29 protein-coding genes and 2 other annotated features are annotated in these 25,156 nt (G+C 35.5%); of the genes, 5 read left to right on the forward strand and 24 right to left on the reverse strand.

Translation table 11 applies throughout. From position 1 onward, the window contains the following. Nucleotides 1-169: 169 nt before the first annotated feature. The 6 genes from BP18_RS10525 to BP18_RS10550 all read right to left on the reverse strand — a co-directional run bounded on the left by BP18_RS10525 (nucleotide 170) and on the right by BP18_RS10550 (nucleotide 3,902). Entirely contained in the window at nucleotides 170-775 is a 606-nt protein-coding gene (locus tag BP18_RS10525) for a class I SAM-dependent methyltransferase (RefSeq protein WP_029276488.1), read from the reverse strand. A gap of 108 nt (nucleotides 776-883) precedes the next feature. Next, the gene (rplL, locus tag BP18_RS10530) at nucleotides 884-1,249 is read right to left on the reverse strand and encodes a 50S ribosomal protein L7/L12 (RefSeq protein ID WP_007725723.1); all 366 of its coding nucleotides are present in this window, start codon (nucleotides 1,247-1,249) and stop codon (nucleotides 884-886) included. Nucleotides 1,250-1,322: 73 nt separating this feature from the next. Next, complete coding sequence (gene rplJ, locus BP18_RS10535) at nucleotides 1,323-1,823, reverse strand: 50S ribosomal protein L10 (RefSeq protein ID WP_029276491.1); 501 nt, start codon at nucleotides 1,821-1,823, stop codon at nucleotides 1,323-1,325. Nucleotides 1,824-1,882: 59 nt separating this feature from the next. After that, nucleotides 1,883-2,010 (reverse strand) — a sequence feature (ribosomal protein L10 leader region). A 48-nt stretch (nucleotides 2,011-2,058) separates the two neighbouring features. Then, nucleotides 2,059-2,751, reverse strand: coding sequence for a 50S ribosomal protein L1 (gene rplA, locus BP18_RS10540; RefSeq protein ID WP_029276493.1), 693 nt, complete (start codon nucleotides 2,749-2,751; stop codon nucleotides 2,059-2,061). Nucleotides 2,752-2,848: 97 nt separating this feature from the next. After that, nucleotides 2,849-3,274 (reverse strand): 50S ribosomal protein L11, encoded by a 426-nt coding sequence (gene rplK / locus BP18_RS10545; RefSeq protein ID WP_029278386.1) that lies wholly within the window; start codon nucleotides 3,272-3,274, stop codon nucleotides 2,849-2,851. A 121-nt stretch (nucleotides 3,275-3,395) separates the two neighbouring features. Next, nucleotides 3,396-3,902 (reverse strand): membrane protein, encoded by a 507-nt coding sequence (locus BP18_RS10550; RefSeq protein ID WP_029278388.1) that lies wholly within the window; start codon nucleotides 3,900-3,902, stop codon nucleotides 3,396-3,398. An 88-nt stretch (nucleotides 3,903-3,990) separates the two neighbouring features. On the opposite strand from BP18_RS10550, the gene BP18_RS12475 reads away from it, so the two are divergent. Continuing rightward, entirely contained in the window at nucleotides 3,991-4,149 is a 159-nt protein-coding gene (locus BP18_RS12475) for an NRDE family protein (protein WP_081835493.1), read from the forward strand. Nucleotides 4,150-4,313: 164 nt separating this feature from the next. Here the strand turns inward: BP18_RS12475 and nusG are convergent, their stop codons facing one another. The 6 genes from nusG to BP18_RS10580 all read right to left on the reverse strand — a co-directional run bounded on the left by nusG (nucleotide 4,314) and on the right by BP18_RS10580 (nucleotide 8,187). Beyond that, a complete protein-coding gene (nusG, locus tag BP18_RS10555) occupies nucleotides 4,314-4,862 on the reverse strand; it encodes a transcription termination/antitermination protein NusG (protein WP_029278391.1) in 549 nt (182 codons plus the stop codon). A gap of 183 nt (nucleotides 4,863-5,045) precedes the next feature. Next, nucleotides 5,046-5,225, reverse strand: a complete 180-nt coding sequence (gene secE / locus BP18_RS10560; RefSeq protein ID WP_029278392.1) for a preprotein translocase subunit SecE — start codon at nucleotides 5,223-5,225, stop codon at nucleotides 5,046-5,048. Between the two features lie 37 nt (nucleotides 5,226-5,262). Next, on the reverse strand, nucleotides 5,263-5,415 hold the full coding sequence (gene rpmG, locus BP18_RS10565) for a 50S ribosomal protein L33 (protein ID WP_013712055.1): 153 nt from the start codon (nucleotides 5,413-5,415) through the stop codon (nucleotides 5,263-5,265). 92 nt (nucleotides 5,416-5,507) lie between these two features. Continuing rightward, on the reverse strand, nucleotides 5,508-6,449 hold the full coding sequence (gene menA / locus BP18_RS10570) for a 1,4-dihydroxy-2-naphthoate polyprenyltransferase (RefSeq protein WP_035050615.1): 942 nt from the start codon (nucleotides 6,447-6,449) through the stop codon (nucleotides 5,508-5,510). A gap of 18 nt (nucleotides 6,450-6,467) precedes the next feature. Further along, complete coding sequence (locus BP18_RS10575; RefSeq protein ID WP_029278159.1) at nucleotides 6,468-7,535, reverse strand: FAD:protein FMN transferase; 1,068 nt, start codon at nucleotides 7,533-7,535, stop codon at nucleotides 6,468-6,470. 181 nt (nucleotides 7,536-7,716) lie between these two features. After that, entirely contained in the window at nucleotides 7,717-8,187 is a 471-nt protein-coding gene (locus BP18_RS10580) for an FMN-binding protein (protein ID WP_007725882.1), read from the reverse strand. A gap of 666 nt (nucleotides 8,188-8,853) precedes the next feature. Here BP18_RS10580 and BP18_RS10585 point away from each other — a divergent pair. From BP18_RS10585 to BP18_RS10595, 3 genes are all read left to right on the forward strand, one after another. Then, nucleotides 8,854-10,707, forward strand: a complete 1,854-nt coding sequence (locus BP18_RS10585) for an FAD-dependent oxidoreductase (protein WP_007725884.1) — start codon at nucleotides 8,854-8,856, stop codon at nucleotides 10,705-10,707. 232 nt (nucleotides 10,708-10,939) lie between these two features. Next, on the forward strand, nucleotides 10,940-11,509 hold the full coding sequence (locus BP18_RS10590) for a Gx transporter family protein (protein ID WP_007725887.1): 570 nt from the start codon (nucleotides 10,940-10,942) through the stop codon (nucleotides 11,507-11,509). A 50-nt stretch (nucleotides 11,510-11,559) separates the two neighbouring features. After that, complete coding sequence (locus BP18_RS10595; protein WP_035050617.1) at nucleotides 11,560-12,540, forward strand: polyprenyl synthetase family protein; 981 nt, start codon at nucleotides 11,560-11,562, stop codon at nucleotides 12,538-12,540. A 181-nt stretch (nucleotides 12,541-12,721) separates the two neighbouring features. On the opposite strand, the gene BP18_RS10600 is transcribed toward BP18_RS10595, so the two are convergent. From BP18_RS10600 to BP18_RS10655, 12 genes are all read right to left on the reverse strand, one after another. Then, nucleotides 12,722-13,321: a sigma-70 family RNA polymerase sigma factor gene (locus tag BP18_RS10600; RefSeq protein ID WP_007725893.1), complete on the reverse strand. Its 600-nt coding sequence runs from the start codon at nucleotides 13,319-13,321 to the stop codon at nucleotides 12,722-12,724. 98 nt (nucleotides 13,322-13,419) lie between these two features. Continuing rightward, nucleotides 13,420-13,944: an NYN domain-containing protein gene (locus tag BP18_RS10605; protein WP_029278156.1), complete on the reverse strand. Its 525-nt coding sequence runs from the start codon at nucleotides 13,942-13,944 to the stop codon at nucleotides 13,420-13,422. Nucleotides 13,945-13,979: 35 nt separating this feature from the next. Continuing rightward, the gene (gene rlmB / locus BP18_RS10610; protein WP_007724620.1) at nucleotides 13,980-14,846 is read right to left on the reverse strand and encodes a 23S rRNA (guanosine(2251)-2'-O)-methyltransferase RlmB; all 867 of its coding nucleotides are present in this window, start codon (nucleotides 14,844-14,846) and stop codon (nucleotides 13,980-13,982) included. Continuing rightward, the gene (locus BP18_RS10615; protein WP_007724623.1) at nucleotides 14,833-15,246 is read right to left on the reverse strand and encodes a Mini-ribonuclease 3; all 414 of its coding nucleotides are present in this window, start codon (nucleotides 15,244-15,246) and stop codon (nucleotides 14,833-14,835) included. The genes rlmB and BP18_RS10615 overlap by 14 nt, the downstream gene beginning before the upstream one ends. An 8-nt stretch (nucleotides 15,247-15,254) precedes the next feature. Continuing rightward, nucleotides 15,255-16,661: a cysteine--tRNA ligase gene (gene cysS / locus BP18_RS10620; RefSeq protein WP_007724626.1), complete on the reverse strand. Its 1,407-nt coding sequence runs from the start codon at nucleotides 16,659-16,661 to the stop codon at nucleotides 15,255-15,257. Nucleotides 16,662-16,692: 31 nt separating this feature from the next. Next, entirely contained in the window at nucleotides 16,693-17,223 is a 531-nt protein-coding gene (epsC, locus tag BP18_RS10625) for a serine O-acetyltransferase EpsC (RefSeq protein ID WP_007724630.1), read from the reverse strand. Between the two features lie 71 nt (nucleotides 17,224-17,294). After that, nucleotides 17,295-17,518 (reverse strand) — a binding site (T-box leader). 17 nt (nucleotides 17,519-17,535) lie between these two features. Beyond that, entirely contained in the window at nucleotides 17,536-19,005 is a 1,470-nt protein-coding gene (gene gltX, locus BP18_RS10630) for a glutamate--tRNA ligase (RefSeq protein ID WP_007724632.1), read from the reverse strand. 42 nt (nucleotides 19,006-19,047) lie between these two features. After that, the gene (gene ispF, locus BP18_RS10635; protein ID WP_007724635.1) at nucleotides 19,048-19,554 is read right to left on the reverse strand and encodes a 2-C-methyl-D-erythritol 2,4-cyclodiphosphate synthase; all 507 of its coding nucleotides are present in this window, start codon (nucleotides 19,552-19,554) and stop codon (nucleotides 19,048-19,050) included. A 15-nt stretch (nucleotides 19,555-19,569) separates the two neighbouring features. Further along, the gene (gene ispD / locus BP18_RS10640) at nucleotides 19,570-20,283 is read right to left on the reverse strand and encodes a 2-C-methyl-D-erythritol 4-phosphate cytidylyltransferase (protein ID WP_007724638.1); all 714 of its coding nucleotides are present in this window, start codon (nucleotides 20,281-20,283) and stop codon (nucleotides 19,570-19,572) included. A gap of 11 nt (nucleotides 20,284-20,294) precedes the next feature. After that, complete coding sequence (locus BP18_RS10645; RefSeq protein WP_007724641.1) at nucleotides 20,295-21,407, reverse strand: PIN/TRAM domain-containing protein; 1,113 nt, start codon at nucleotides 21,405-21,407, stop codon at nucleotides 20,295-20,297. A gap of 87 nt (nucleotides 21,408-21,494) precedes the next feature. Beyond that, complete coding sequence (gene radA / locus BP18_RS10650; protein ID WP_029278151.1) at nucleotides 21,495-22,865, reverse strand: DNA repair protein RadA; 1,371 nt, start codon at nucleotides 22,863-22,865, stop codon at nucleotides 21,495-21,497. Nucleotides 22,866-23,019: 154 nt separating this feature from the next. Further along, on the reverse strand, nucleotides 23,020-23,559 hold the full coding sequence (locus BP18_RS10655; RefSeq protein WP_007724647.1) for a dCTP deaminase/dUTPase family protein: 540 nt from the start codon (nucleotides 23,557-23,559) through the stop codon (nucleotides 23,020-23,022). 235 nt (nucleotides 23,560-23,794) lie between these two features. Between BP18_RS10655 and BP18_RS10660 the strand changes: the two genes are divergently transcribed. Next, nucleotides 23,795-24,898, forward strand: a complete 1,104-nt coding sequence (locus BP18_RS10660) for an ABC transporter ATP-binding protein (RefSeq protein ID WP_007724649.1) — start codon at nucleotides 23,795-23,797, stop codon at nucleotides 24,896-24,898. The last annotated feature ends 258 nt before the right edge of the window (nucleotides 24,899-25,156 follow it).

Consider the following 25,156-nt stretch of genomic DNA (forward strand, 5'->3'; position numbering starts at 1 on the left):
AAAAAAACCAAAAGATTCGTGAACTTTTAAAAAATAAAAATCCATTTCCTTTTGTTTTCTTCTTTAAACTTGTTCTGGACAATATTTCAAAACAAGTTTTTCTTCTTTAAGACACACTATATGCATTAGATTATTTTACATTATTACTCTGGTTAAGTCAATCATTTTTTTAGTTTTTCACACTTTGAATAATCCAATACCCTTTATCTTTAACCATTACTTGAGCATTGCCAAATGTTTCTTCCATTTTAGCCTTAGCACTCGGTGCACCTTGTTTTTTCTGAATCACAATCGTCAACGTACCACCCTTTTTTAATAGCTCAAAAGCACCGGTTAAAATACCATGAACCACTTCCTTACCCGCACGAATAGGAGGATTGCTAACGATTGCCGCAAAATCTTTCCCTACTACTGATTCATAGATATCTGATGTATGGATCAACACATTTGGCAACCGATTATTTGATGCATTTTGTTTAGCTAATCCTAGTGCCCGCTCATTGACGTCAACCATTTCCACTTTACGTTCAGGGTCTTCTTTTGCTAACGCCAAGCCCATTGGACCATATCCGCATCCAACATCTAATAGATCGCCTGGAATCATCTCTGAAAAATCAAAGGCTTCAATTAATAATCGAGAACCAAAATCAACCGTTTTTTTAGAAAACACTCCTGCGTCAGTGACGAATTTAAACTCGTGCCCGCGTAATGTATATGTCCAAGCAGCTGTTTCACTTACAACAGTGGGTTTATTAGTAAAATAATGATCTGACATATTTATTCCTCCTTAATTTAGCTTTTTAACAACTCGCTTATCACTCAATAAAGATAAAAAAGACACGCAGCGGACTGCGTGTCTTTTTAAAAGCATAGTAAAGTTAAATTATTTAACTTCTACAGATGCTCCAGCTGCTTCTAAAGCTTCTTTCAAAGCTTCAGCATCTTCTTTAGAAATGTTTTCTTTGATTGCTGCTGGTGCTCCATCAACTAATCCTTTAGCTTCTTTCAAGCCAAGGCCTGTAGCTTCACGTACAGCTTTGATAACTTTAATTTTTGAGTCTCCAGCAGAAGTTAATTCTACTGTAAATTCAGTTTGTTCAGCTGCTGCTGATTCTCCAGCACCTGCTGCTGCTACAGGAGCTGCTGCAGTTACGCCAAATTCTTCTTCGATTGCTTTTACTAAGTCGTTTAATTCTAAAATCGTTGATTCTTTCAAGTCAGCAACGATTTGTTCAATGTTTAATGCCATTGTTGGTTTCCTCCATTATTGGGTATTTTTTTTTTGATTCAACTTGCTTGATATTCAAGAAAAACTCGCTTAATTAAGCTACTTCTTCTTTTGATTCTGCAACTGCTTTGATAGCAAGTGCAGTATTGCGAACTGGTGCTTGAAGTACAGATAACAACATTGATAACAAACCATCGCGATCTGGTAATGTTGCAAGAGCATTGATTTCAGTAGCTGAAGAAACACGTCCTTCAATTACGCCACCTTTGATTTCTAATGCAGCTGCTCCTTTAGCAAATTCAGCGATAATTTTTGCAGGTGCTACCACGTCATCATTACTAAAAGCAATTGCTGTAGGTCCTTTAAAAACATCGTCCATTCCTTCTAAACCTGCTGCTTCTGCTGCACGGCTTAAAACTGAATTTTTGATAACTTTCATTTGGATTCCTGCATCACGTAATTGTTTACGTAAATTAGTCACCTCTTCAACAGTTAATCCACGGTAGTCCATTACGACTACTGAAGCTGCTTCTTTAAATTTAGTTGATGCTAAATCAACTAATTCTTGTTTTTTTGCGATTGCTGCTTGACTCATTAATTTTTCACCTCCCGATCGATTGGCTAGAATTCTTTGTTTTCAAAAGCTTAAAGGCTCATTAAACGCAAAAAACTCTACGTCACCTTAGACATAGAGGGATAATTGTATGTTTTCACATATTCATCCTCGGCAGGAAATTAAGGCATCAGCCACCTACTGTCTTCGGTAATATTTCTTAACCTAGACGATTTTAACAATTTCCATCGTCTAGGTCAAGACTTTTAATAGTTATTTATTTAAATGATCCTGCATCAACTTTAACACCAGGTCCAAAAGTAGTAGTTACTGTAATGTTTTTGATGTATTCGCCTTTTGCAGTTGAAGGTTTAACTCTTAACATTGTGTCATTAATTGTTTTGAAGTTCTCAACTAATTTAGCATTGTCAAATGATACTTTACCGATTGGAGCATGAACATTCCCTGCTTTGTCAACACGGTAAGTTACTTTACCAGCTTTGATTTCGTTGATTGCTTTAGTAACGTCCATTGTAACAGTACCAGTTTTAGGGTTTGGCATTAGGCCTTTAGGTCCTAAAACACGTCCAAGACGACCAACTTCAGCCATCATGTCTGGAGTTGCTACAACAACGTCGAAATCAAACCATCCGCCATTGATTTTTTGAACTAATTCAGCTTCTCCTACGTAATCTGCTCCAGCAGCTTCAGCTTCTTTAGCTTTTTCGCCTTTAGCAAATACTAATACTTTTTGAGTTTTCCCTGTTCCGTTTGGAAGAACAACTGCTCCACGAATTTGTTGGTCAGCTTTCTTAGGGTCAACGCCAAGTCTATAAGCAACTTCTACAGTTGCGTCAAATTTAGCAAAATTAACGTCTTTAACTAATGCTACAGCTTCTTCTAATGAATAAGCTTTTAAAACATCAACTTTTTCAACTGCTGCTAAATATTGTTTACTTTTTTTAGCCATAATTTTTTTCCTCCTTGATTGTGGTTATAACGGTTTTACCTCCCACTTAATCCTTACACCATTACGCATAAGGTATACTGAGAAGCGGACTACAGAATTAACCTTCTACAGTGAATCCCATGCTTCTTGCAGTACCTTCGATCATTAACATAGCAGATTCAACGTCTGATGCGTTTAAATCAGCCATTTTTGTTTCTGCAATTTCTCTTACTTGGTCGCGAGTTACTTTTGCAACTTTTTTAGTGTTTGGTTCACCAGAACCAGATTCAACACCAGCAGCTTTTTTAAGTAAAACAGCAGCAGGTGGAGTTTTTGTAATAAATGTAAATGAACGATCTTCATATACAGAAATAACAACGGGAGTGATTAATCCATTTAAATCAGCAGTACGAGCATTGAATTCTTTACAGAATCCCATGATGTTGATTTGTGCTTGACCTAAAGCTGGACCTACGGGTGGAGCTGGAGTTGCTTTCCCTGCAGGAATTTGCAATTTAACTAATTTAACTACTTTTTTAGCCACGTGACATACCTCCTTGATTGAGTCCGTGATGTGGTTAATGGGGTTAATATTTCCCCTCCCACATTTGACGCATACGTAAAACGTACCAAAATACTATACCATTCAAATAATGGATTTGCAACTACTTTTTAAACTTAGTTGTTTTTTTAACTTGTGAACGATAAACCGTCGCTTTTTCTTCCGGTTCTTGCGTCGTCGCTTTCAAGTTACCGTCTTTTTTATCTAGCGCGGCCACTTTCTTTTTCTTCTTAGTACGAGAATAGATACTATAAATAATCCCAACGATAATGGTATATAGAGCAAAGAAGACAATAAATCCCCATAACCCCATTGCAGCATCCGCAAACTCCATATTGCCTCGATTTGTAATCGCTTGTTGAATTTCAATAGCAAAGACCAGCACAGTCATCATTGTAAAAGTGAATATAAATGAAAGAATCGTTGCACTAAATTTCCATTTCTCAATTATCTTAAATATAATATAAACAACTAGAAATAAAATGATACCCATGATCCCAAAAACCCAAAAATGCAGATCTTTATCAGACATACTCATACCAAATATCTGATTCAAAATATCATGAACCTCATTTACACTATTCGCGAGTAACAAAATAAGTTCTCTCATTAACCTTCACCTGCTCATTCCGTTTTTTCTAGTATACCATACCACTCTTTAGCATATACTTGTAAATAAAGTAGGTGGTGGACTGACCATGTGTTTAATCGTATTTAAATTCCAAGAACATCCTATTTATAAGCTGATTTTAATTGTTAACCGTGACGAGTCTTATAGTCGTCCGACTGCAACAGCAACATTTTGGATAAATTACCCGCATATTTTAGCACAATTACAACTAAACCATTACATTTAACGAACGAAGCTATGATAAACTCGGCACTACCGGAGATGTATACTACTCATTCACTATTCAATAATTCATATCCCATCTACAAAAAAAGAACTTTGGCATTTCTGCCCAAGCTCTTTTTTGTAGTCTACGCTTCATCTAAAACATGCTCCGTAGTATTCACCAATTTACAGTTTATCTGCTTGTTCAAAATCAAGTTCTGTACTTGTTTCACGACCAAACATTTCAACATTAACTTTAAGTTTCGCTTTTTCCATTTCGATTTCAGTGATTTTACCTGTCAGGCCACTAAATGCTCCTTCAATGATCGTAACTGTTTCGCCAACTTCAAAGTTAATTTCTTGATGACGAGCACTCATACCGATACGACGTAAAATAACTTCTATTTCTGAATTCAAAAGCGGAGCTGGTTTACTACCTGCTCCATGTGATCCAACAAAGCCGGTTACACCCGGCGTGTTACGAACAACGTACCAAGAATCATCAGACATGATCATTTCAACTAAAACATATCCAGGAAAAGTTTTTTTCATATTCACTTTTTCTTTACCATTTTTCACTTCTTTTTCTTCTTCTTCAGGGATAACAACTCGGAAAATATAATCCCCCATACCCATGCTATTTGCTCTAGATTCGATATTTTGCTTTACTTTATTTTCATAGCCAGAATATGTGTGTAAGACATACCACTGTTTTGCACTTTCTATTTCTTCCACGTGTATCACTCCTATTCATTAGTTATTGCCAGTTATATTTTTGATAGCGGCTAGTCAATTTATTTTTCACAACATACAAAAAAACCTTCATTTACTTTTAAAGAAGGTTTCGTGCATTCATTAGTGAATTTATTATACCATCACGCAAAGCTTCACGCTAGTGGTTTCTCTATTCCAGTCATCTTATAGAATCAAATCTAAGATTGCATCGATTCCAAAGTCAACAACCGCAAAGAAAAGAGCAAATAATAGGCAGACCACAAAAACAGTCAATGTATACTTTCTAAGTTCTTTACCAGTAGGCCAAGTAACTGCTTTGATTTCTTGGCGTACGCCGCCAAAAAAGTTTTTTATTTTCTTCATTTTTGTTCCCTCCAAATTGGCATTGAGACTTTTTTGGTTATTTCGTTTCACGATGTAATGTATGTTGATTGCAATATTTACAGAATTTTTTCACTTCTAAGCGTTCTGTGCGATTTCCTTCATTTACTTTTTTAGAATAATTTCTAGACCCACAAACAGAACAAGCTAAAGATGTTTTTTTACCACTCATTTTTTCACCTATTCCCTACTATTTCTACGGACGAATGACATCTTACATAATTTACCATCACTTACGAAACATGTCAACACGCTCTTTCACATTTACTTAAACAACAGACTAACAGCTAGCAACACAACTTCGCTGCTGCTAAATAAAACAATGTTTTTTATCGCAATTATAAATGTTTCTGATTTCACCTGTTTGTCATTATATACAGCTAAATTTTTTCTCATAGGTATTATCGTTCCCAACAAGAGCAACAAAACAGGATGTAACAGTCCTAATAAAACAGCTAAAACAATCACTACATAACTCAAGTATACTAACACATTAAATAATTGAACAGCTTGCTTTTTACCAATATAAAAAGGCAAAGTGTAACGATGGTTAATAATATCTTGTTCTAAGTCACACGTATTATTTGCCAACATAATATTGGCAATTAAAAATACCGTTGGCAATGATACAAAAAACAGTGACAAAATAGAAACTAGATTTCCTTCTAGAATAAAACTTTGTTTTGAAAATAATAAACTTAATAAATTAGTATCTTTAACATTTACAAAAGCTGCAATGAAAAAGATACCAAACCCCATTACTAATCCTGAAATAGGCTCGCCTAAAGGCATTCTTGAAATGGGTATTGGTCCAAAAGTATAAAAAATCCCTATAAAAAAACAACCTGCACCTATTACTAATAAAATGATATTCGTTCTAAATACGAGCAAAAAACCTAAGAGCATTGCAACAATCAACATTCCTATAATAAGACGAATGACTAGTTTTTCCGATATTTTTTCTTGTCCAATCACATTTACTTCATCTTTATATCCATTATCTTTAGCTTTTTGATAATCCATCAAGTTATTGATAGCTGTTGTTGTCATATCAAAAATAAGCATTGCTACAAAGAAGATAAGTGTATTTATTAGATTGAACGCATTAAAATAATAAGCTGCAAATAGCGTTCCTAATAGGAAAGGAAAAAAACTAGCTAGTTTCGTTTGAATCTCTACTAATTTAAAAAAGGTCGTTATCGGCATCTTTATCCCTCTTTGTTTTTATTTTAATGTAAAGTCATCATTTGTTAACTTGAATGATTCTTTCAAACCGTCAGAAACATAGACTTTTTTATCTTTCGTTACAAATATTGCATCAACATCTTCCAATGTATTAACATATTTCATGCCTTCTTTCAAACCTTTAGAAAATAGCGACGTTGACAGTCCATCACCATCAATAGACTTTTTAGTAATCACACTTACTCCTGCTATCTCGTTATCAAAAGGATACCCGTTTTCAGGATTCATTAAGTGATGGTAATTTACACCATCTACTTCAATGAACCGTTCATAAATTCCGGATGTTACAATTGATTTGTTACTTAAAACTAAAGAACCTATTATCTTCCCACGTGTTTCAAACGGATCTTGAATCCCTACATTCCAACCCACATCTTCGCCTCTAGCGCTGTCTCCTAATACATAAATATTTCCACCTAAATCAACAATTGCTGTATCTACTTCGTACTCTTTTAACACATCCACTACTTCATCTGTAATAAATCCTTTAGCAATAGCTCCTAAATCTATTCGCATACCTTTTTCTGGAAGATAAACTGTTTGAGCTTCATCATCAAATTCCACTTTCGAATAATCAATTAATGTCAACGCAGCATCGATTTCAGATTGTTCAGGCTTTCTAGCATCATCAAAACCAATATGCCACAATTCCGTGATTGGTCCGATAGTCATATCAAAGCTGCCTGACGTACTTTTACTATAGTCATAAGCCGCCTGTAATAAATAATACAAGTCATCGGTTACTTGGACAGGTTTTATACCTGCTTGTTCATTGATTTTTTCAACTTCTGAACCTCCGTCTACTTCATCAACGGTAATCAAACCCGCTAGTTCCTCAATTCGATTAAAAGCCGCATCCAAGGCTGCTTGTTTATCTTGATTATAAATCGTAACTTTCACAACCGTTCCCATCAAAAATTCAGTTCTTTCAAAAGGTTCATCGGTTAATGCACGTTCTTTAGTATTACTTGCTTTTCCGCACCCAACAATCAGGAACGACACAACTAGTATAGACAGCATTGCTTTCATAATGCTACTTTTCTTCATAAAAAAAACTCCTCATAATTTAGTCATTTAGCTGTTTGTATATCATTTCACTAATTTTTTTTTTAAAATAAACGGGTCTTAGAAATTTATCCAAGACCCCTATATTATGTCATTTAATAGCAACCTTTACAATCCTTACCAAAAGTATTTCCTTTGGTAAAAAGTTCTTCATAAAGAAGGTTTAGTTATCTATTTCAATTGTTTCTGTTTTACCTTCTGCTGCTGCATCAACCAATTGTTGTGCATACTCCACAAATAAGTCATGAGAATGAGTTGCTCCTGAAATAACTTCTACAGATGAAGGGTCTTGTTTATCAACTAGAGCTTTGTTGTATACCGGAATATACTCAATAGGACCAGTCCCCACTTTTTCTTCCATTATTTTTTGGTACTCTGCGTCTTTAGATTTCAAATCTCCAGCATCATTGACATAATCATAGTCAGACTCTGTAATTTTTCCGCCTTCCGTAGTCATGTTAAAAACAACGCTCCAACCATTGTCATCAAAATTCTTTTCTTCTAATATGTAATGACCATCCTCTAACTTGCCAGATTCAGTCGAACTCGTTGTATCCTCAGAACCACATGCTGTCAAAATAAATGTCGAAGCAAAAACGACTGATGCCAATTTCAAACCTGTTTTGAATTTCATAATTAATCTCCTACCTATTTTTAAATTCTAGCTTCCCTAATAAAAATTTTTCATTCGGTCGACCATTCGTGAATAGTATAACCGTTTTCTTTTTTATTGTCTACTTTTTCACATGATATTGTCATTTTGAAAATTCATTCCCATTGTTCCTTCTATATAATTTTAAATAATTAGGTGATATCAATGTTTTTAACTTAATTTCCATTTTTTTTATTCATTTATATTTCAATAATCCTTTGATTTTACTTATTTATTTATCACAAACTTGCTCTTATATTAAGAAAAAAACTTTACAACGTTTTTTTTAGTTATCATTTTTTTTTTTGAAAAAAAGCACCTGTTCGTTGTTACTAAAGGGAATTTGTCCATAATGTGACATTTTCGGCATTTTGATGCTTTATTCTTTTTTATTGATTTAACAGTGTTTTAAACAAGAGTTTGATAATTATTTCATAAAAAAACTCATTAGCCAATTATTTTTTTGAAAAAACCCTTTTTAAAACGTGGACATATCAGTTTTTTTTTGTATACTATGTTTATTAGTTAATTGTGAAACTTTTAACTAACTCGGTTTTATTTTAATTATTCAGTTTATTTTATTAACTTATTTTTCTTTATAGTATAAATCTTATGAAAAAAAACGATTAAAAAAGGAGCTCGAAAAAAATGACTCAAACAAATGTGGTTGTTGTTGGCGCTGGATTTGCCGGTGTTGCTGCTACAAAACAATTAGCTAAAAAACTGAAAAAAAATAAAGATGTTACGATTACTTTGATCGATCGCCATTCTTATCTTACTTATATGACAGAATTACATGAAGTGGCTGGAGGACGCGTTGAACCTGAAGCAATCCAATACGATTTACAAAGATTATTTGCTCGTAAGAAAAATGTTAACTTAGTAACTGATAACGTTACGGCTGTTGACCACGACAAAAAAATGGTTGTAACTGAAAATGGCTCTTATTCATATGATTATTTAGTTCTAGGAATGGGTGGAGAACCCAATGATTTCGGAACACCTGGTGTTAAGGAAAATGGCTTCACTCTTTGGTCATTAGAAGATGCAGTTCGCTTACGTCATCATATTGAAACAACAGTTGCAGCTGCAGCTATCGAACACGATGCAGCAAAACGCGCAGCAATGATGCGTTTCGTTATTTGTGGTTCTGGATTTACAGGGATTGAAATGGTTGGAGAATTATTAGATTGGAAAACTGTTTTAGCGAACAAATATAAATTTGACGCTTCAGAAATTGAATTGATAGTTGTAGAAGCTGCTCCAACTATCTTGAATACTCTTCCTCGTCAAGATGCTGATAAAGCTGAAAACTTCATGACGAAAAAAGGCATCAAGATTATGAAAAATGCTCCAATTATAAGTGTTGGTTCAGATTCAGTTTTATTGAAATCTGGTGAAGAAATTCCTACAAAAACATTAGTCTGGACCGCTGGCGTTAAAGCGAACACAGATACAGCAGAATTCGGAATGGAACAAGCTCGTGCTGGTCGTTTAGTTGCGAACGAATTTATGGAAGCTAAAGGGTTAGAAAACGTTTATGTTATTGGAGATCTTGTCTACTATGAGGAAGAAGAAGGAAAACCAACTCCTCAAATCGTACAAGCTGCTGAACAAACTGGTCACACTGCAGCAGTAAATGTTATTGCAGCTATTGAAGGAAATGAAAAACATAAATTCGAATCAAATTATCAAGGTACTATGGTTTCAATCGGTTCTAAATATGGCGTTGCTTATTTAATGGATAAATTCCACCTTAGCGGATTCTTAGCTATGTTAATGAAACACATTGTTAACTTAAAATATTTCTTAGATATTCGTTCTGGATACTACATGGTACAATATTTATTCCATGAATTCTTCCACATTAAAGATCAACGGAATATTTTCCGTGGCCACCTTTCTCGTTACGGTAATGTTTTATGGAGCGTTCCTTTAAGAGTCTTCTATGGTAGTATGTGGTGTTTTGAAGGAGTTAAAAAGGCCTTTGGTTTATTCGGCTCTCAAAGTTGGTTTGGTGATAACGTAGCTTTACCATTTTCATGGTTGCAAGATGTAACTAGTGGAGCTTCAGAGGCCGCCGGTGACGTTACAGAAGTCGCAAAACCGATCTTTGGCCTAAGCTATGTATACGGTGAAGAACCGATGATGGTTTTCGATCATGCTCCTGGTTGGTTTAACAGCATTATGGAATTCATGATTCCAACTCCTGAAGTCGCTTTAATTTTCCAAAAGTTCATGACTTGTGTGGAAATTGCTATTGGTTTAGCTATCATTGCTGGTTTGTTCACTTGGTTAGCTAATGCTGCTACTGTTGCTTTAGTTGTCAGCTTTGCTTTATCTGGTATGTTCTACTGGGTCAACATTTGGTTTATCTTCGCTGCTATTGCTTTGATGAATGGTTCTGGTCGCGCATTTGGTTTAGACTACTACGTGATTCCATGGATTCAAAAATTTGCCGGTAAATGGTGGTACGGTACACCTAAATCTTTATACAAATAAAAAATGATTTTATAGATTATTCATACTAGATGAGTGAAGGTAGGTCTCTCTACCTCCACTCATTTTCTTATGGATCAATTGCTGCTAAACTTCATGTATGGAGTAGAAAAAAATGTTAAGATAGAAAGAAGAACGAACGAGCTGTTCTTTTTTGTCTCTTGTTATTTTTGATTTGCTACACAAACAAGCACTCGTTATTCAACTAATCTCACCTAAATAAGGACTGGTGTCTATGACTCGAAATCAAAAACTTGTATATATTGCATTATTAGCAGCACAAGCTGTTGTTTTAAGTTTAGTCGAAAGGAGCATCCCGTTTCCTTTTGCATTTGCTCCAGGTGCTAAACTTGGTATTGCTAATCTGATTACTATCGTAGCTATCTTTACTTTACCATTAAAAGATAGTTTTACTGTAGTCTGGATGAGGCTTATTATGACGACTCTTCTTGGAGGTACATTGTCTACGTTTATGTACAGTTGCGCCGGAGCCATGCTGAGTTATGTTGGGATGCTAGCAGTAAAGCAACTTGGACCAAAGCGAGTGAGTATCATTGGAATCAGTGCTACTGGAGGTATTTTGCACAATGTTGGTCAATTAGTTGTCGCAAGTTGGATCTCCCAGACTTGGACCGTCATGCTTTACTTGCCTATTCTATCCTTTATGGGAATTTTATCCGGTATCGCGATTGGCATTGCAGCTAATTACCTAATGACTCATGTGCGAACACTAAAAAATTTCCAAAGTCATACTCAGCAACTTAACAAGAAAAAGCAACGTAACACTACATGTACAAATTCTTAAAAGTCACAATTTTATTGTACTTAACTTTATGAAATGAAAGGGGAATACACATGCAGATTCATCCAATGTGGGAAGCCTACCCTGAATTACAGTCTGAATTAATGCAAACAATCGAATTAATGGATTCGAGAATCCATCTTCGCAATAAATCAATTGAACATGCTTTAATGGATATGATGCATACTGGCGGAAAGCTGGTTCGTCCAGCTTTCACCTTATTGTTTTCAACGTTTGGCGAGGATCATGATCCTCGCCGAGCACGCGCTTTTGCGGCTGCTATTGAAATACTGCATATGGCTACTTTAATTCATGACGATGTCATTGATGACTCCCCTAAACGCCGTGGTCAATCAACGATTCAATCAAAATACGGCAAAGATGTAGCTGTGTATGCTGGTGATTATTTATTTACCGTGTCATTTAAACTGCTAACTGATTATTCTAATTCTATGAAACAAATGCAGATTAACACCAACGGGATGGAACGAATCTTAATGGGCGAAATTGACCAAATGCATTTAAGATACAACCAAAAAATAACAGTTCGGAATTATTTGACTCAAATATCTGGAAAAACAGCTCAATTATTTGCTCTTGCTTGTTATTCAGGTGCGCTAGAAGGTGGGCAATCAGAACGATTTGCTCGAAATTGCTATTATATTGGAAGTCATATTGGAATGGCATTTCAGATTATGGATGATATACTAGACTATTCTCAAACAGCTGAATCTTTTGGAAAGCCTGTTTTAGAAGATGTGAGACAAGGAATCTATTCCGCACCTCTTATTTATGCTATGCGAAAAGATCATTCTGCTTTTCAAGTACTACTTGAAAAAAAAGAGAAGATAACAAACGAAGACACCATTAAAGTCCAACAATTGGTAACGGATTTAGGCGGATTGGACGAAGCACAACAGTTGGCTGGTAAATACACCCGAAAAGCCTTAACACGCATTAATCAATTACCAGATAGTCCAGAAAAAAAAATTATTCGTAAAGTAACTATGTCATTATTAGACAGAACGATTTAAACTTTAAATCAGTATAAAACAACAAGAGATAGGCATCTTTCATCTGGCCTATGTCTTGTTGTTTTGTTTTAAAAACTTACGAGAATGGTAGAATTTTTATTTCTCAAAAAAACAGAAGTTTAAAAGGATACGCTTTCATTTTTTCACTTATAAATTTCTTTTGTGAACATTTCAGTAACAGCTAGTTTTCCAATACTTGTTTCATTTTACGCTTGCAACGGTCTAACGCATTTTTTATTTGCAGATTATCACAATTTAATTGCTGAGCAATCTCATCAATTTCTTTATTTTTTAAGTACAGAGAAAACACTTGCTGCTCTAAATTTGACAATGTATGGTGATAGCCAGCTAATTTTTCTTTAACTTGTAAAATATCTAACGCAGACAGTCCTTCTTTTCCATTCATTATGTACTGAGGACTCATTCCCTTTTCTAACATGCCATCTAATGATTCAGCAATTTTTTCGATCCGCCGTTTCTTAGCCATATCTTTTCGAATCAAACTGAAAATATGGTGTTTAAAATTCAACTTGTAGAAATTTCCAAACGTGTGTCCTTTACCTTTATCGTAAGTTTGTATTGTCTTGTGAAAGACCATCCGCGCTTCTTGCCATAAATCTTCTTGCTCATAACTTTTAAGGTAGTACTCTTTTGTTAAATTGGTTACCAAAGGATGATAACGCCTAAATAAAATTTGGAACGGATACCCATCTCCATTTTTGATTATGTTGATCAATTCGTCGTCGCTCATAAGTGAGATTGCATCTTCTTCATTGGCCAAACCTATTGCCTCCTTTAAGTGGCTGAACTAGTAAGATTAATTGGATAACGTTTGTTATTTAGATTGTCTACCATTCTCGAAAACTCTCAAAATAGCATTTAATATTTCGTTAAATCATCTCTCAATTTTTCCAATCTATCCATTTGATGATGCGACCAGGGTGAATTTCTACGATAACTTTGCAATCGATACTCTTTAGTATCGGCTTCAATTGCTTTTTTGATACGTTTGACATCACTAAAGAGTTCATTAGCTGATTTTCGCAAAGCACCTTTTTGAAAAACAATCCATTGTTCAGCAAGATCACTTGTGGCGACTGTCACTTGTGTAACTATCGTATTCTCAATTCCAACAACACGTTCTATATAACTATCCGCAGTTTCTCCTTCTTTCGTGAAAACAACCGTTAATTGATATTTTTCATACGATTTTTGGATCCCAGGAACAAACTGGGCGTCAAATATCACACGAATTTTTATGCCGGTGTATTTTTGGTAGTTGGATAACTCATGCAATAATGAGTCTCTGGCATCTTCCATCTTATCTTGATTTTTTAGTTTCACTAAATGCGGCCATGCCCCAATAATATTGTATCCATCAACAATTAACAACTCTTTTTTCATGCTATTTGACCCCCTTTCCTCTTTAAACTATTGTACTAAATTTTATTTCTTCCACGGTATACTTCATACATCAATAAACTTGCAGCTACACTAGCATTCAGACTTTGAACGTGTCCAGTCATGGGTATAGTAATCATACCATCCATTTGTTCTTTTACTAAACGAGAAATGCCTTTTCCTTCATTGCCCATTACCAATCCGATAGGTAAAGTAGTTTCCCATTGTCGGTAATCTTGACCTTCCATGTCTGTTCCATACAACCATAATCCGCGTTCTTTTAATTCTTTTATAGCTTGAACTAAATTGGTTACTCGTGCAACCGCTACATGCTCTATCGCTCCGGTTGAAGCTTTAGCAACAGTAGCCGTTAAACCTACAGCTCGTCTTTTAGGAATGATGATTCCGTGTGCTCCAATAGCATCAGCGGTTCTCATGATCGAACCTAAGTTATGCGGATCTTCAACGCCGTCCAAAAGGATGAAAAATGGATCTTCATTTTTTTGAGCTGCAACTGCAAATAAATCATCAATCGTTGCATACTGAAAAGCAGAAGCTGCAACAACTACTCCTTGGTGATTCATTCCGTCAACTAATTGATCCAATTTAGATTTAGGCACAAATGAGATTTGAACACTACGTTTTTTTGCTAAATTTTGAATTTCTTCCATTTTAGATCCACTTAAACCTTCTTGCAAAAAGATCTTATTGATATCACGTTCAGATTTTAATACTTCAATAGCAGGCAAGCGCCCGGCGACTAAATCACGATCTGTCTCTTGCTCTTCAACGGTATCCTCAATTGGCTTAACAAATTTCCTTTCTGTTCTGTCTGTTTTTTTTGAAAAATTTGGTTTTTTAGGTTGTCGGTTTCGTTTATCGAAATTTTTATTATCTCTTGTCATCTTTTGTATCCTCCACTTTTTTAATACACCAATGGATCAATTCTTCCATTCGCTCCGTTTGTTTTGCTAAATGCAAGTAGCCCATCAATGATTCAAATCCAGTAGCTACACGATAGGTTGTGATATCTGCATTCTTTGCAGATGTATAGCTTTTAGAATTTCTGCCTCGTTTGTACATTGTCACTTCTTCTTCGGTTAAAAAATCCTCTACTGCTAGCATTTCATGCATCAAAAAACTTTGACCTTTGGCAGATACAAAGTGAGTAGCCATTTTGTGCAATTGACTTGGTTTTGTATAGCCTAGTCCTACTAAATAATCACGAATGTAGATTTCATATATAGCATCTCCCACATACGCTAATGCTAACCCATTTAATAATGCCCAATTTTTTTCAGTCATATCGTTTATTATCCTCTTCTCCATCTAGTTCCTTGCGGTGTATCATCTAAAATGATGCCTTCTTCTTTCAACTGATCTCTAATGTCATCACTGCGTTGAAAATTCTTTGCAGCGCGCGCTGCATTTCTTTCTTCAATTAATTGCTCAATGGTCTCATCTAACAATTCTGTTTCACCAAACGTTATACCAAAAACTTGAACTAACTCTTGGAATTGATGCAACATCGCTTCAAGAACAACTTTAGAAACAACCGTCCGCTCGCTATAGATATTCATTGCCTTGGCCATTTCGTAAATAACTGTAATACCATTAGCAGAATTAAAATCATCATCCATTTCCGTAACAAAGTTTTCTTTAAACAACTTGAACTGACTGATTTGTTCTTGATCATCTTCTCCTACTGCGGCTGCATCTTTCAAACGGTAAGTTACATTATCAAAAGCCATTGTTATTTTTGTTAAGTTCGCTCTTGCTTCTTCAATGGTCGTTTCACTGTAACTGATTGGTCTACGATATTGAGTCGTTGCCATAAAGAAACGTAAAATTTGCGGGTCAACTTGTTTGATAATATCATGAACCAAGACAAAATTCCCTAGCGATTTACTCATTTTCTCATTATCCATTGTCACAAAACCGTTGTGCATCCAATAATGTGCAAATGGATGGCCAGTTTTCGCTTCACTTTGGGCAATTTCATTTTCATGATGTGGAAAAGCTAAATCTTGTCCGCCAGCATGAATATCGATTGTATCACCTAAATATTTTGTAGCCATTACAGAACATTCTATATGCCAGCCTGGACGACCAGGTCCCCATGGAGACTCCCAATTGATTTCTGCTTCTTTAGCTGCTTTCCATAAAGCAAAATCTAATGGATCTTCTTTTTTGTTGTTTTCTTGGGCGTTTAATCGATTGCTTGCTCCAACTTCCAATTCATCAATTGAAATATCACTTAATTCACCATAATTTTTGAATTTTCTGGTACGGTAATAAACATCGCCATCTACCTCATAAGCATACTCTTTTTCAATCAATACTGCTATAAAATCAATGATATCAGGCATATTTTCCATTACTCGCGGATGATGACTAGCTTCTTCTACACCTAAAGCATGCGTATCTTCATGATAAGCCGCAATAAATTTGTCAGCCACTTCTGGAGCAGTTAAGTTTAACTCTTTTGCGGTACGAATAATTTTATCGTCCACATCTGTAAAATTTGACACATAATTCACATCATATCCACGGTACTCTAGATAACGTCTAACCGTATCAAAAGCTACTGTGCTACGAGCATTCCCAATATGAATGTAGTTATAAACCGTTGGTCCACAAACATACATTCTAACCTTGCCTTCTTCTATTGGAATAAAGGCTTCTTTTTTTCTAGTTAATGTATTATAGATTTTTAACATAGCTACTCTCCTTTTCTATTTGAATTTAGGTTTAACGGGAAACTTTTTCACCATTTACCTTAACAACTTTAGCAGGAATTCCTACTGCCGTTGAATGAGGTGGTATAGAACTTAAAACAACTGCTGATGCTCCAATTTTGGAGTGATCTCCAATCGTTATAGGTCCAAGAACTTGTACATGTGCGGATAGCAAAACGTCATTCCCAATCGTTGGGTGTCTTTTGCCAGTATCTTTCCCTGTTCCACCTAATGTCACTCCATGAAAAATAACGACATCATTTCCGATAGTTGCTGTTTCTCCAATCACGACTCCCATGCCATGGTCGATGAATAGTCGCCTACCGATTGTTGCACCAGGATGAATTTCTATCCCAGTTAAAAAACGAGAAAAATTAGCAATCATGCGACTGAGCAAAAATCTATTCCGCTTGTATAAACTATGTGACACTCGATGAAAAATAATAGCATAAAAGCTAGGGTACGTTAACAGAATTTCAAGGGTACTTTTAACTGAAGGGTCATTCTCTTTAATGGTCTGAATGTCTTCTCTCAATCTCCACATTGATTCTATTCCACCTTATTCGTATCTTTCTATTGTTAATTTTTTTTACAAAAAAAGCAACGTCTCTTATACTAAAAGACGCTGCTGCGTGGTTCCACTTTTCTTTATCGCCTAACTTCTAACTCTAGAATCAGCGACCTTTAACACAGTAACGGGTGTTGACCGATAAGAGTCTACTTAACATTCAACTCCTTAACTCAGAGACGCACTTCACCCAATCGCTATCATCTGCTTCCACCAATACAGACTCTCTTTAGATTTTAATTGGGTTACTCTTTCTCTTCATCGTTTTTAATTTTATTTAATTCAGTTTTATAGTTTTGCTAATGCTGCTTGCAAATGAGCTTGTGCTTTTTCACGACCAAGCAGTTCAATTGTTGGGCCAATTTCTGGGCCATGTGATTGTCCAGTTACCGCTACACGAATTGGCATGAACAGATTTTTCCCTTTGATACCTGTTTCTTTTTGAACCGTTTTGATTGCTTTTTTAATTTCATCAGCATCAAAAGGTTTGATTTCTTCTAATTGTTTAGCAAAAGCGGTTAAGACTTCTGGCACTGTTTCGCCTTCTAAAACTTCTTTTGCTACACTATCGATTACCGGTTCTTCACTAAAGAACAAGCTTGATAGTTCCACAATTTCTGCACCATAACTCATTTGTTCGTGATACAGGCTAACGACTTTTTGGACCCACTCTTTTTTCTCTGGTGTTGCATTTTCTTCAACATACCCTGCTTTAATCAAGTGCGGCATAGCTAATGCTGTTACCGTTTCTAAATCAGCTTTTTTCATGTATTGGTTATTGATCCATTCCAGTTTTTTAGCATCAAATGCAGCTGGAGATTTGCTTAAACGTTCTGCATCGAACATTTCAACAAATGTATCATGGTCAAAAATTTCTTCTTCTCCAACTGGAGACCAGCCCAACAAAGAAATAAAGTTAAACATAGCTTCTGGTAGATACCCTAATTCGCGGTATTGTTCGATAAATTGAAGAATATTGCCATCGCGTTTGCTTAATTTTTTACCGGTTTCACTGTTTATAATCAATGTCATATGGCCAAATTGAGGAGCTTCCCAGCCAAACGCTTCATAAATCATTAATTGTTTTGGCGTATTAGCGATGTGATCGTCCCCACGTAAAACATGAGTAATTTCCATAAAGTGATCATCTACAGCAACTGCAAAGTTATATGTTGGCATGCCATCACGTTTAATGATGACAAAATCTCCTCCTATACTTTCAGCTTCAAATGAGATAGATCCTTTTACGATATCTTCAAAACGATATGTGCTTTCTTTCACCACACGGAAACGAATAACCGGTTCAATTCCTGATGCTTCTTTTTCTTTTTGTTCTTTAGCCGTTAAATGAGCGCATTTACCACCATAGTGAGGCATTTCTCCTCTAGCTCTTTGTGCTTCGCGTTCTTCTTCTAACTCGTCTTCTGAACAGTAGCATTTGTATGCACGATTGCTTAATAATAATTGTTCCACTAACGGGTCATAAATCTCTCTGCGTTCTGATTGACGGTATGGTCCGAATTTCCCTGGATTATCAGGACTTTCATCCCAATTCATACCTAACCATTTCAAGTTTTCTAATTGACTTGTTTCTCCACCTTCAATGTTGCGTTTTAAATCAGTATCTTCAATACGAATGATGAAGTCTCCACCATTGTGTCGTGCAAATAAATAATTGAATAGCGCTGTACGAGCGTTCCCAATATGTAAATGTCCTGTTGGGCTTGGCGCGTAACGTACACGAACTTTTTTTGTCATAATTATTTCCTCTTTTCTTTCTATTTTTTTATCTAGTGAAATCTAAGTGAATGAAATAGGTGCAGGTTTTCTTTCTAATTTTTCTATCAAACAACTAGCCATTGCTGCCATACCTTCTTTTCGTCCAACAAAACCCATCGTTTCAGATGTTGTTGCTTTTACGTTAACATGTTGGATAGTTGTTTGACAATCATAAGCTATATTTTCTATCATTTTTTCTAAATAAGGAGCCATTTTAGGGGTTTCAGCTACAATAGTAGCATCGATATTTCCAATCGTATAGCCTTCTTTTTTTAGCATGCTCCATACCTTACGCAACAATTCTCTCGAATCGATATTTTTAAATTGTTCATCTGTCTCAGGAAAATGGCGCCCTATATCGCCTTTACCAGCTGCCCCTAAAAGAGCATCTATAATAGCATGAAGCAACACATCGGCGTCAGAATGACCCAATAATCCGTATTCAAAAGGAATATCTACTCCTCCGACAACCAAGCGTCTCTCACTAGCGAATTGATGGACGTCATAGCCTTGTCCTATTCGAAACATAATCCAAACCTCCTTCTACTTGCTTTGTTGTTCTCTGTGAAGCAAAATAGCTTCTCCAGCTACCATGTCTTCAGGAGTGGTAATTTTTATATTATCGTAAGAACCTTCTATTACTCGTATTTCTTTTTCTATTCGCTCAACTAACGAAGCATCATCTGTTCCTAAAAAATGGTCTGTTCTAGCCTTTTCATGTGCTTGAAGAACCAATGAGCTCTCAAAAGCTTGAGGAGTCTGGATTTGCCATAATTCGCTTCTTGGCAACGTAACTTTAACGGTATGATCAGGATATACCGCTTTAATTGTATCTTTTGCTGGTACACCCAAAATAGCTGCACCAATTTTTTGAACTTCTTCGTATAATTGACGAATGGCTGTCTGTTCAATAAAAGGCCTTGCGCCATCATGAATCATCACAATGCCTGAAGTTTTATTTTCCAATTTTTGCAATCCATTATAAACACTATGCTGTCGTTCCATTCCGCCTATAGCAATAGTGATCTTTTTTTTGCTAAGCATATGCTCTTGTCGCAGCAAATCATGAATCAATTCAACTTCATCTTCTTTTACAACTAAAATAATATGACTGCAATAATCATCTTTTAAAAATACATTTAATGGGTATTCAATCAACGGTTTGTTTAGTAACGGCAATAAAATTTTATTTTTAGAAGCACGCATGCGCCTTCCATGACCAGCTGCCAATAACACCAGCTCATAGTCTTTATTCATCGCACCCGCTCCTAATCTTTTTCTTTAATGCCTTTTTGTGAGTGAACTGGTTTGGCAAAGATCATTCGCCCAGCTGCTGTTTGAAGTGCACTAGTTACCACAACTTCAATCGTTTTATTCATAAAGTGCTGTCCTTCTTCAACAACGATCATCGTTCCGTCATCTAAGTAAGCTACACCTTGGCTACGTTCTGTTCCAGCTTTTACAATCATAACCGTCATATTTTCTCCAGGAATCACAACTGGTTTCACTGCATTTGCCAATTCATTGATATTTAAGACTGGTACATTTTGGAATTCACTTACTTTATTCAAATTATAATCATTCGTGACAACAACACCATCTAATAATTTTGCTAACTTAATTAACTTGCTGTCAACTTCTGCAATATCTTCAAAATCACCATCGTACATTTCAACTTTCATATCATCTTCTTTTTGCAAAGCATTTAATATGTCTAACCCTCTACGACCACGCACTCGTTTTAAACTATCCGAAGAATCGGCAATATACTGCAATTCTTGTAAAACAAAATTAGGAATCAAAATCGTTCCTTCAAGAAAACCTGTTTTAGCAATATCATAAATTCTTCCATCAATAATAACGCTTGTGTCTAATATTTTATATTTACGAAAAGTTTCGTCTGCTCTACGCTCTAAAACTTTTCCGTCTTCATCTTCTACATTCTTTTTTGTTTTTGCTTGAAATAATTTACGCCATTCGTCTCTACGTGTTGTTCCAACACGAAAACCTAAATACGCAAAACCAGCTACAAGAACAAACGGTATGACATCACTGATTACTGGAATATTCATCCCAATCAGCACTACGCTAATCAGCCATGCTAGGATTAACCCTATAATGGTTCCTAAACTTCCGAATAATAAATAGGTCACACTTTGTTGACTTAAAAAAGTTTCGATTTTTTTAAAACCTTGTTCAATGTATGCCACAGATAAAAAAGAAATAAATAAAAATATAATAGCACCAATCAGAATATTTGTGACTACATTATTAACATATACATTTTCAACACTTGCCATGTTCCATGCGATTGGCATCAAACTGGCTCCAATACTTCCACCGATAAGGATAAAGATACCGGTTATGATTTTTTTAACCAAAACTATTCCTCCTTCTTTATAAATGGTGTTCCTACTTTTTTTAAAAAAGTAGGAAGCTTTCCATTTCGTTTTTTTAGTGCTTGTACTTTAAGAAAAAGCTTTCTTTATCGCTTCAGCTATTGTTACAACGCCAATAATTTCTACATTTGGTGGGAATTCCCAACCACCGATATTATTTTTTGGAATCATAATTCGTTTAAAACCTAACTTAGCGGCTTCATTTACCCGTTGTTCAATTCGACTCACTCGTCTAATTTCTCCGGTTAAGCCCATTTCTCCAATAAAACAATCGGTCTCTTTTGTTTCTTTTTCTTGATAACTAGATGTGATACTAATAGCAATAGCTAAATCAATCGCTGGTTCATCTATTTTAACGCCACCAGCTGATTTCAAATACGCATCTTGATTTTGCAACAATAAGCCAGCTCTTTTTTCTAAAACAGCCATAATCAAAGCAACTCGGTTATGATCTAACCCACTTGCTGTCCGTCTGGCATTTCCAAAAGCAGTAGGTGTGATTAAAGACTGTATCTCAGCTAAAATAGGACGCGAACCTTCCATTGAAGCTACTACAGCAGAACCTGTAGCTCCAGATAGCCGTTCCTCTAAAAACATTTCTGAAGGATTCAATACTTCTACCAAACCTCCTTCACGCATTTCAAAAATCCCAATTTCATTAGTTGAACCAAATCGATTTTTGACTGCTCGTAAAATGCGGAATGTATGGTGTCTTTCTCCTTCAAAATAAAGCACGGTATCTACCATATGCTCTAGCATACGCGGACCGGCAATTGACCCTTCTTTTGTAACGTGTCCCACAATAAAAATAGCAATATTATTTGTTTTAGCAATTTTTAGTAAATCAGCGGTGCTTTCTCTAACTTGAGAAACACTTCCTATTGCTCCTGTAATGTCTGACTGATTCATCGTCTGAATAGAATCTATAATAACATAATCGGGCTTTAAATCTTCAATTGTCTGTCTTATTGCACCCATATCGGTTTCAGGGTAAATATAAAAATCTGAACCTTTTACACCTAATCGAATTGCACGCATTTTAATTTGACTAGCACTTTCTTCACCACTTACATACAAAACTTTTCCGCCAGCCAAGTTTAACTGCGCCGAAACTTGCAGCAAAAGTGTAGACTTACCAATACCTGGGTCTCCCCCTATTAAGACAAGCGATCCTGGTACCACTCCGCCTCCTAAAACACGGTTTAATTCTTTTAGCTGTGTTTTGATTCTCGGTACTTTTGATACATTAATATCTTGAATAGCTTCAGCCTTAGCAGCTTTACCAGTCATGCTCACACGACTTCTACGGTCATTCTTATCTGCCATAGTTTCTTCTTCCATTTGATTCCAGCTACCACAGTTTGGACAACGTCCCATCCATTTCGGTGATTCATAACCACATGCTTGGCAGACAAATTTAGTTGCTTTCTTTTTCGCCACCTATTCAGCCCACCTTCTAAGTTTCTAAAATGATTTAATTTTATTTTACCATAAAAGCGATTAGAATAGGCATTGAAACCGTTAAAAGGCAGATTAATTCAAGCTTTTTTCAATAGAAATTCATATTCTTATTTTTTATGTCCTAATACAAAGTTTATCTTCCGGAAGATCCAAAACCACCTGAACGAATATTACCTGTTACTCTGTCAGCATCTGCTTTCAAGAATGGCATGAAAATACCTTGTCCGATTCGATCTCCTTTTTTTATCACATGATCCGTTAAACCATAGTGAATAAATTGAAAGTAGATATGTCCCTCATTATTCTCGTTGTTATAATAATCTGAGTCAATAATACCGACACCATTAGGTAAAATCAATTGGTGCTTAATCGGGTTACTTGAGCGATTAGCCAACTGCAAGTACTCATCTTCACCCATATAAGCTTTAATACCGGTTGGCACAAGCGTAGATTTCAAATATTTTTTATTTTCTGCTAAATAGGCTAATTTTGTTTCTTTCGGTTTCATTTCCCGGGCAATGTTTTTAAATAACACTTTCCAGATAGAAGGCACAATTGTATCTTCTGCTGCTTCAAAATCATACCCTGCTGCGTGATTGGTTGCTCTTATCGGTAATTGTATTCCCTTTGACTGATAGGCTGTGATTACTTCAAATCCACGTTTTTTTTCCATATCTTCTATTTCCTCATTTCATATCCAATTCATTAACTTATCAATTATAACAAAAATTGAATCAACTAGCGATTCCCTCAAAAAATCTTCTACTTTATTTCTTTTCAGCTTTACTGTGCAACTTGCACAATTAATAGCAAAATGATTTGTGCAGTTTCCCCTTCCTTAAAAAAAGCGTTTACATTATGATTGTTTTATACTAATTTAGTCAACTACGAGAGGATACGTGAATAGCATGGTAGAAATAGCTTTAAAAAATATTAATAAGAAATATGAGAATAATGATTTTCTTTCTGTAACAGATTTTAATTTAACCATTAAAGATAAAGAGTTTATTGTCTTTGTTGGTCCTTCTGGTTGTGGGAAATCAACTACATTACGGATGGTTGCTGGGCTTGAAGATATTTCAGAAGGTGAACTATATATTGGAGATAAATTAGTCAACGATGTTGCTCCAAAAGATCGTGATATTGCAATGGTTTTCCAAAACTATGCCTTATACCCTCATATGACAGTATACGATAATATGGCTTTTGGATTGAAACTACGCAAATACAAAAAAGAAGAAATTAAACAACGAGTTGAAGAAGCAGCTGAAATTTTAGGTTTAACAGATTTCTTAAAACGTAAACCTGCAGCATTATCTGGTGGACAACGTCAACGTGTTGCCTTAGGACGTGCTATCGTTCGGGATGCTAAAGTATTCTTAATGGATGAGCCATTATCAAACTTAGATGCAAAGTTACGTGTAGCTATGCGTGCTGAGATTGCAAAATTACATCGCCGTTTAAATACAACAACTATTTATGTAACTCATGACCAAACAGAAGCAATGACGATGGCAGACCGTATTGTTATTATGAAAGATGGATTTGTTCAACAAATCGGTAGTCCTAAAGAGGTTTACAATACTCCTGTGAACGTCTTTGTTGCAGGATTTATTGGATCTCCAGCAATGAATTTCTTTGACATTACTTTGACTAACAATGTGATCTCTAATGGTAAAGGATTATCCATTACTTTGGATGAACGCAATGCAAAAAATCTTGCAGCTAAAGGCTACGAAGGAAAAAAACTTATTTTCGGTATGCGTCCTGAAGACATTCACAGTGAACAGATTGTATTAGATGCTAACCCAAATAGTATTGTTCATGCTGAAGTAGTTGTATCAGAATTACTGGGAGCTGAAACAATGTTATATACAAAAGTGGATGGTACAGAGTTCATTTCAAAAGTGGATGCTAGAGATTTCCATAATCCAGGAGAATTTATTGACTTGTCTTTTGATTTAAACAAAGCACATTTCTTTGATCCTGAAACTCAAAATGTTATTAGATAATTGAATTTTACTTAGTTATCTGAAAACGTAGGAATAGTATAGAAATACACCGTCAAGGTTAGCTAAAACAGCGAACTTTGACGGTGTATTTTTTAGATTAATTGTTTCAAATTGTTTCACGTGACACAATTTTTTAGGACCCGCAAAACAATTGTAAATCTATAACCTTTAATGCCGTTAGCTGAATTTAGTCGGTTAATTATTTTTTTCGGAGTAATAATTTTTTTAATAAGTAGTGTGATAGCTTTAAAAAAATGT

It is taken from the genome of Carnobacterium jeotgali MS3 (assembly GCF_000745125.1).
Classification (GTDB): Bacteria; Bacillota; Bacilli; order Lactobacillales; family Carnobacteriaceae; genus Carnobacterium_B; species Carnobacterium_B jeotgali.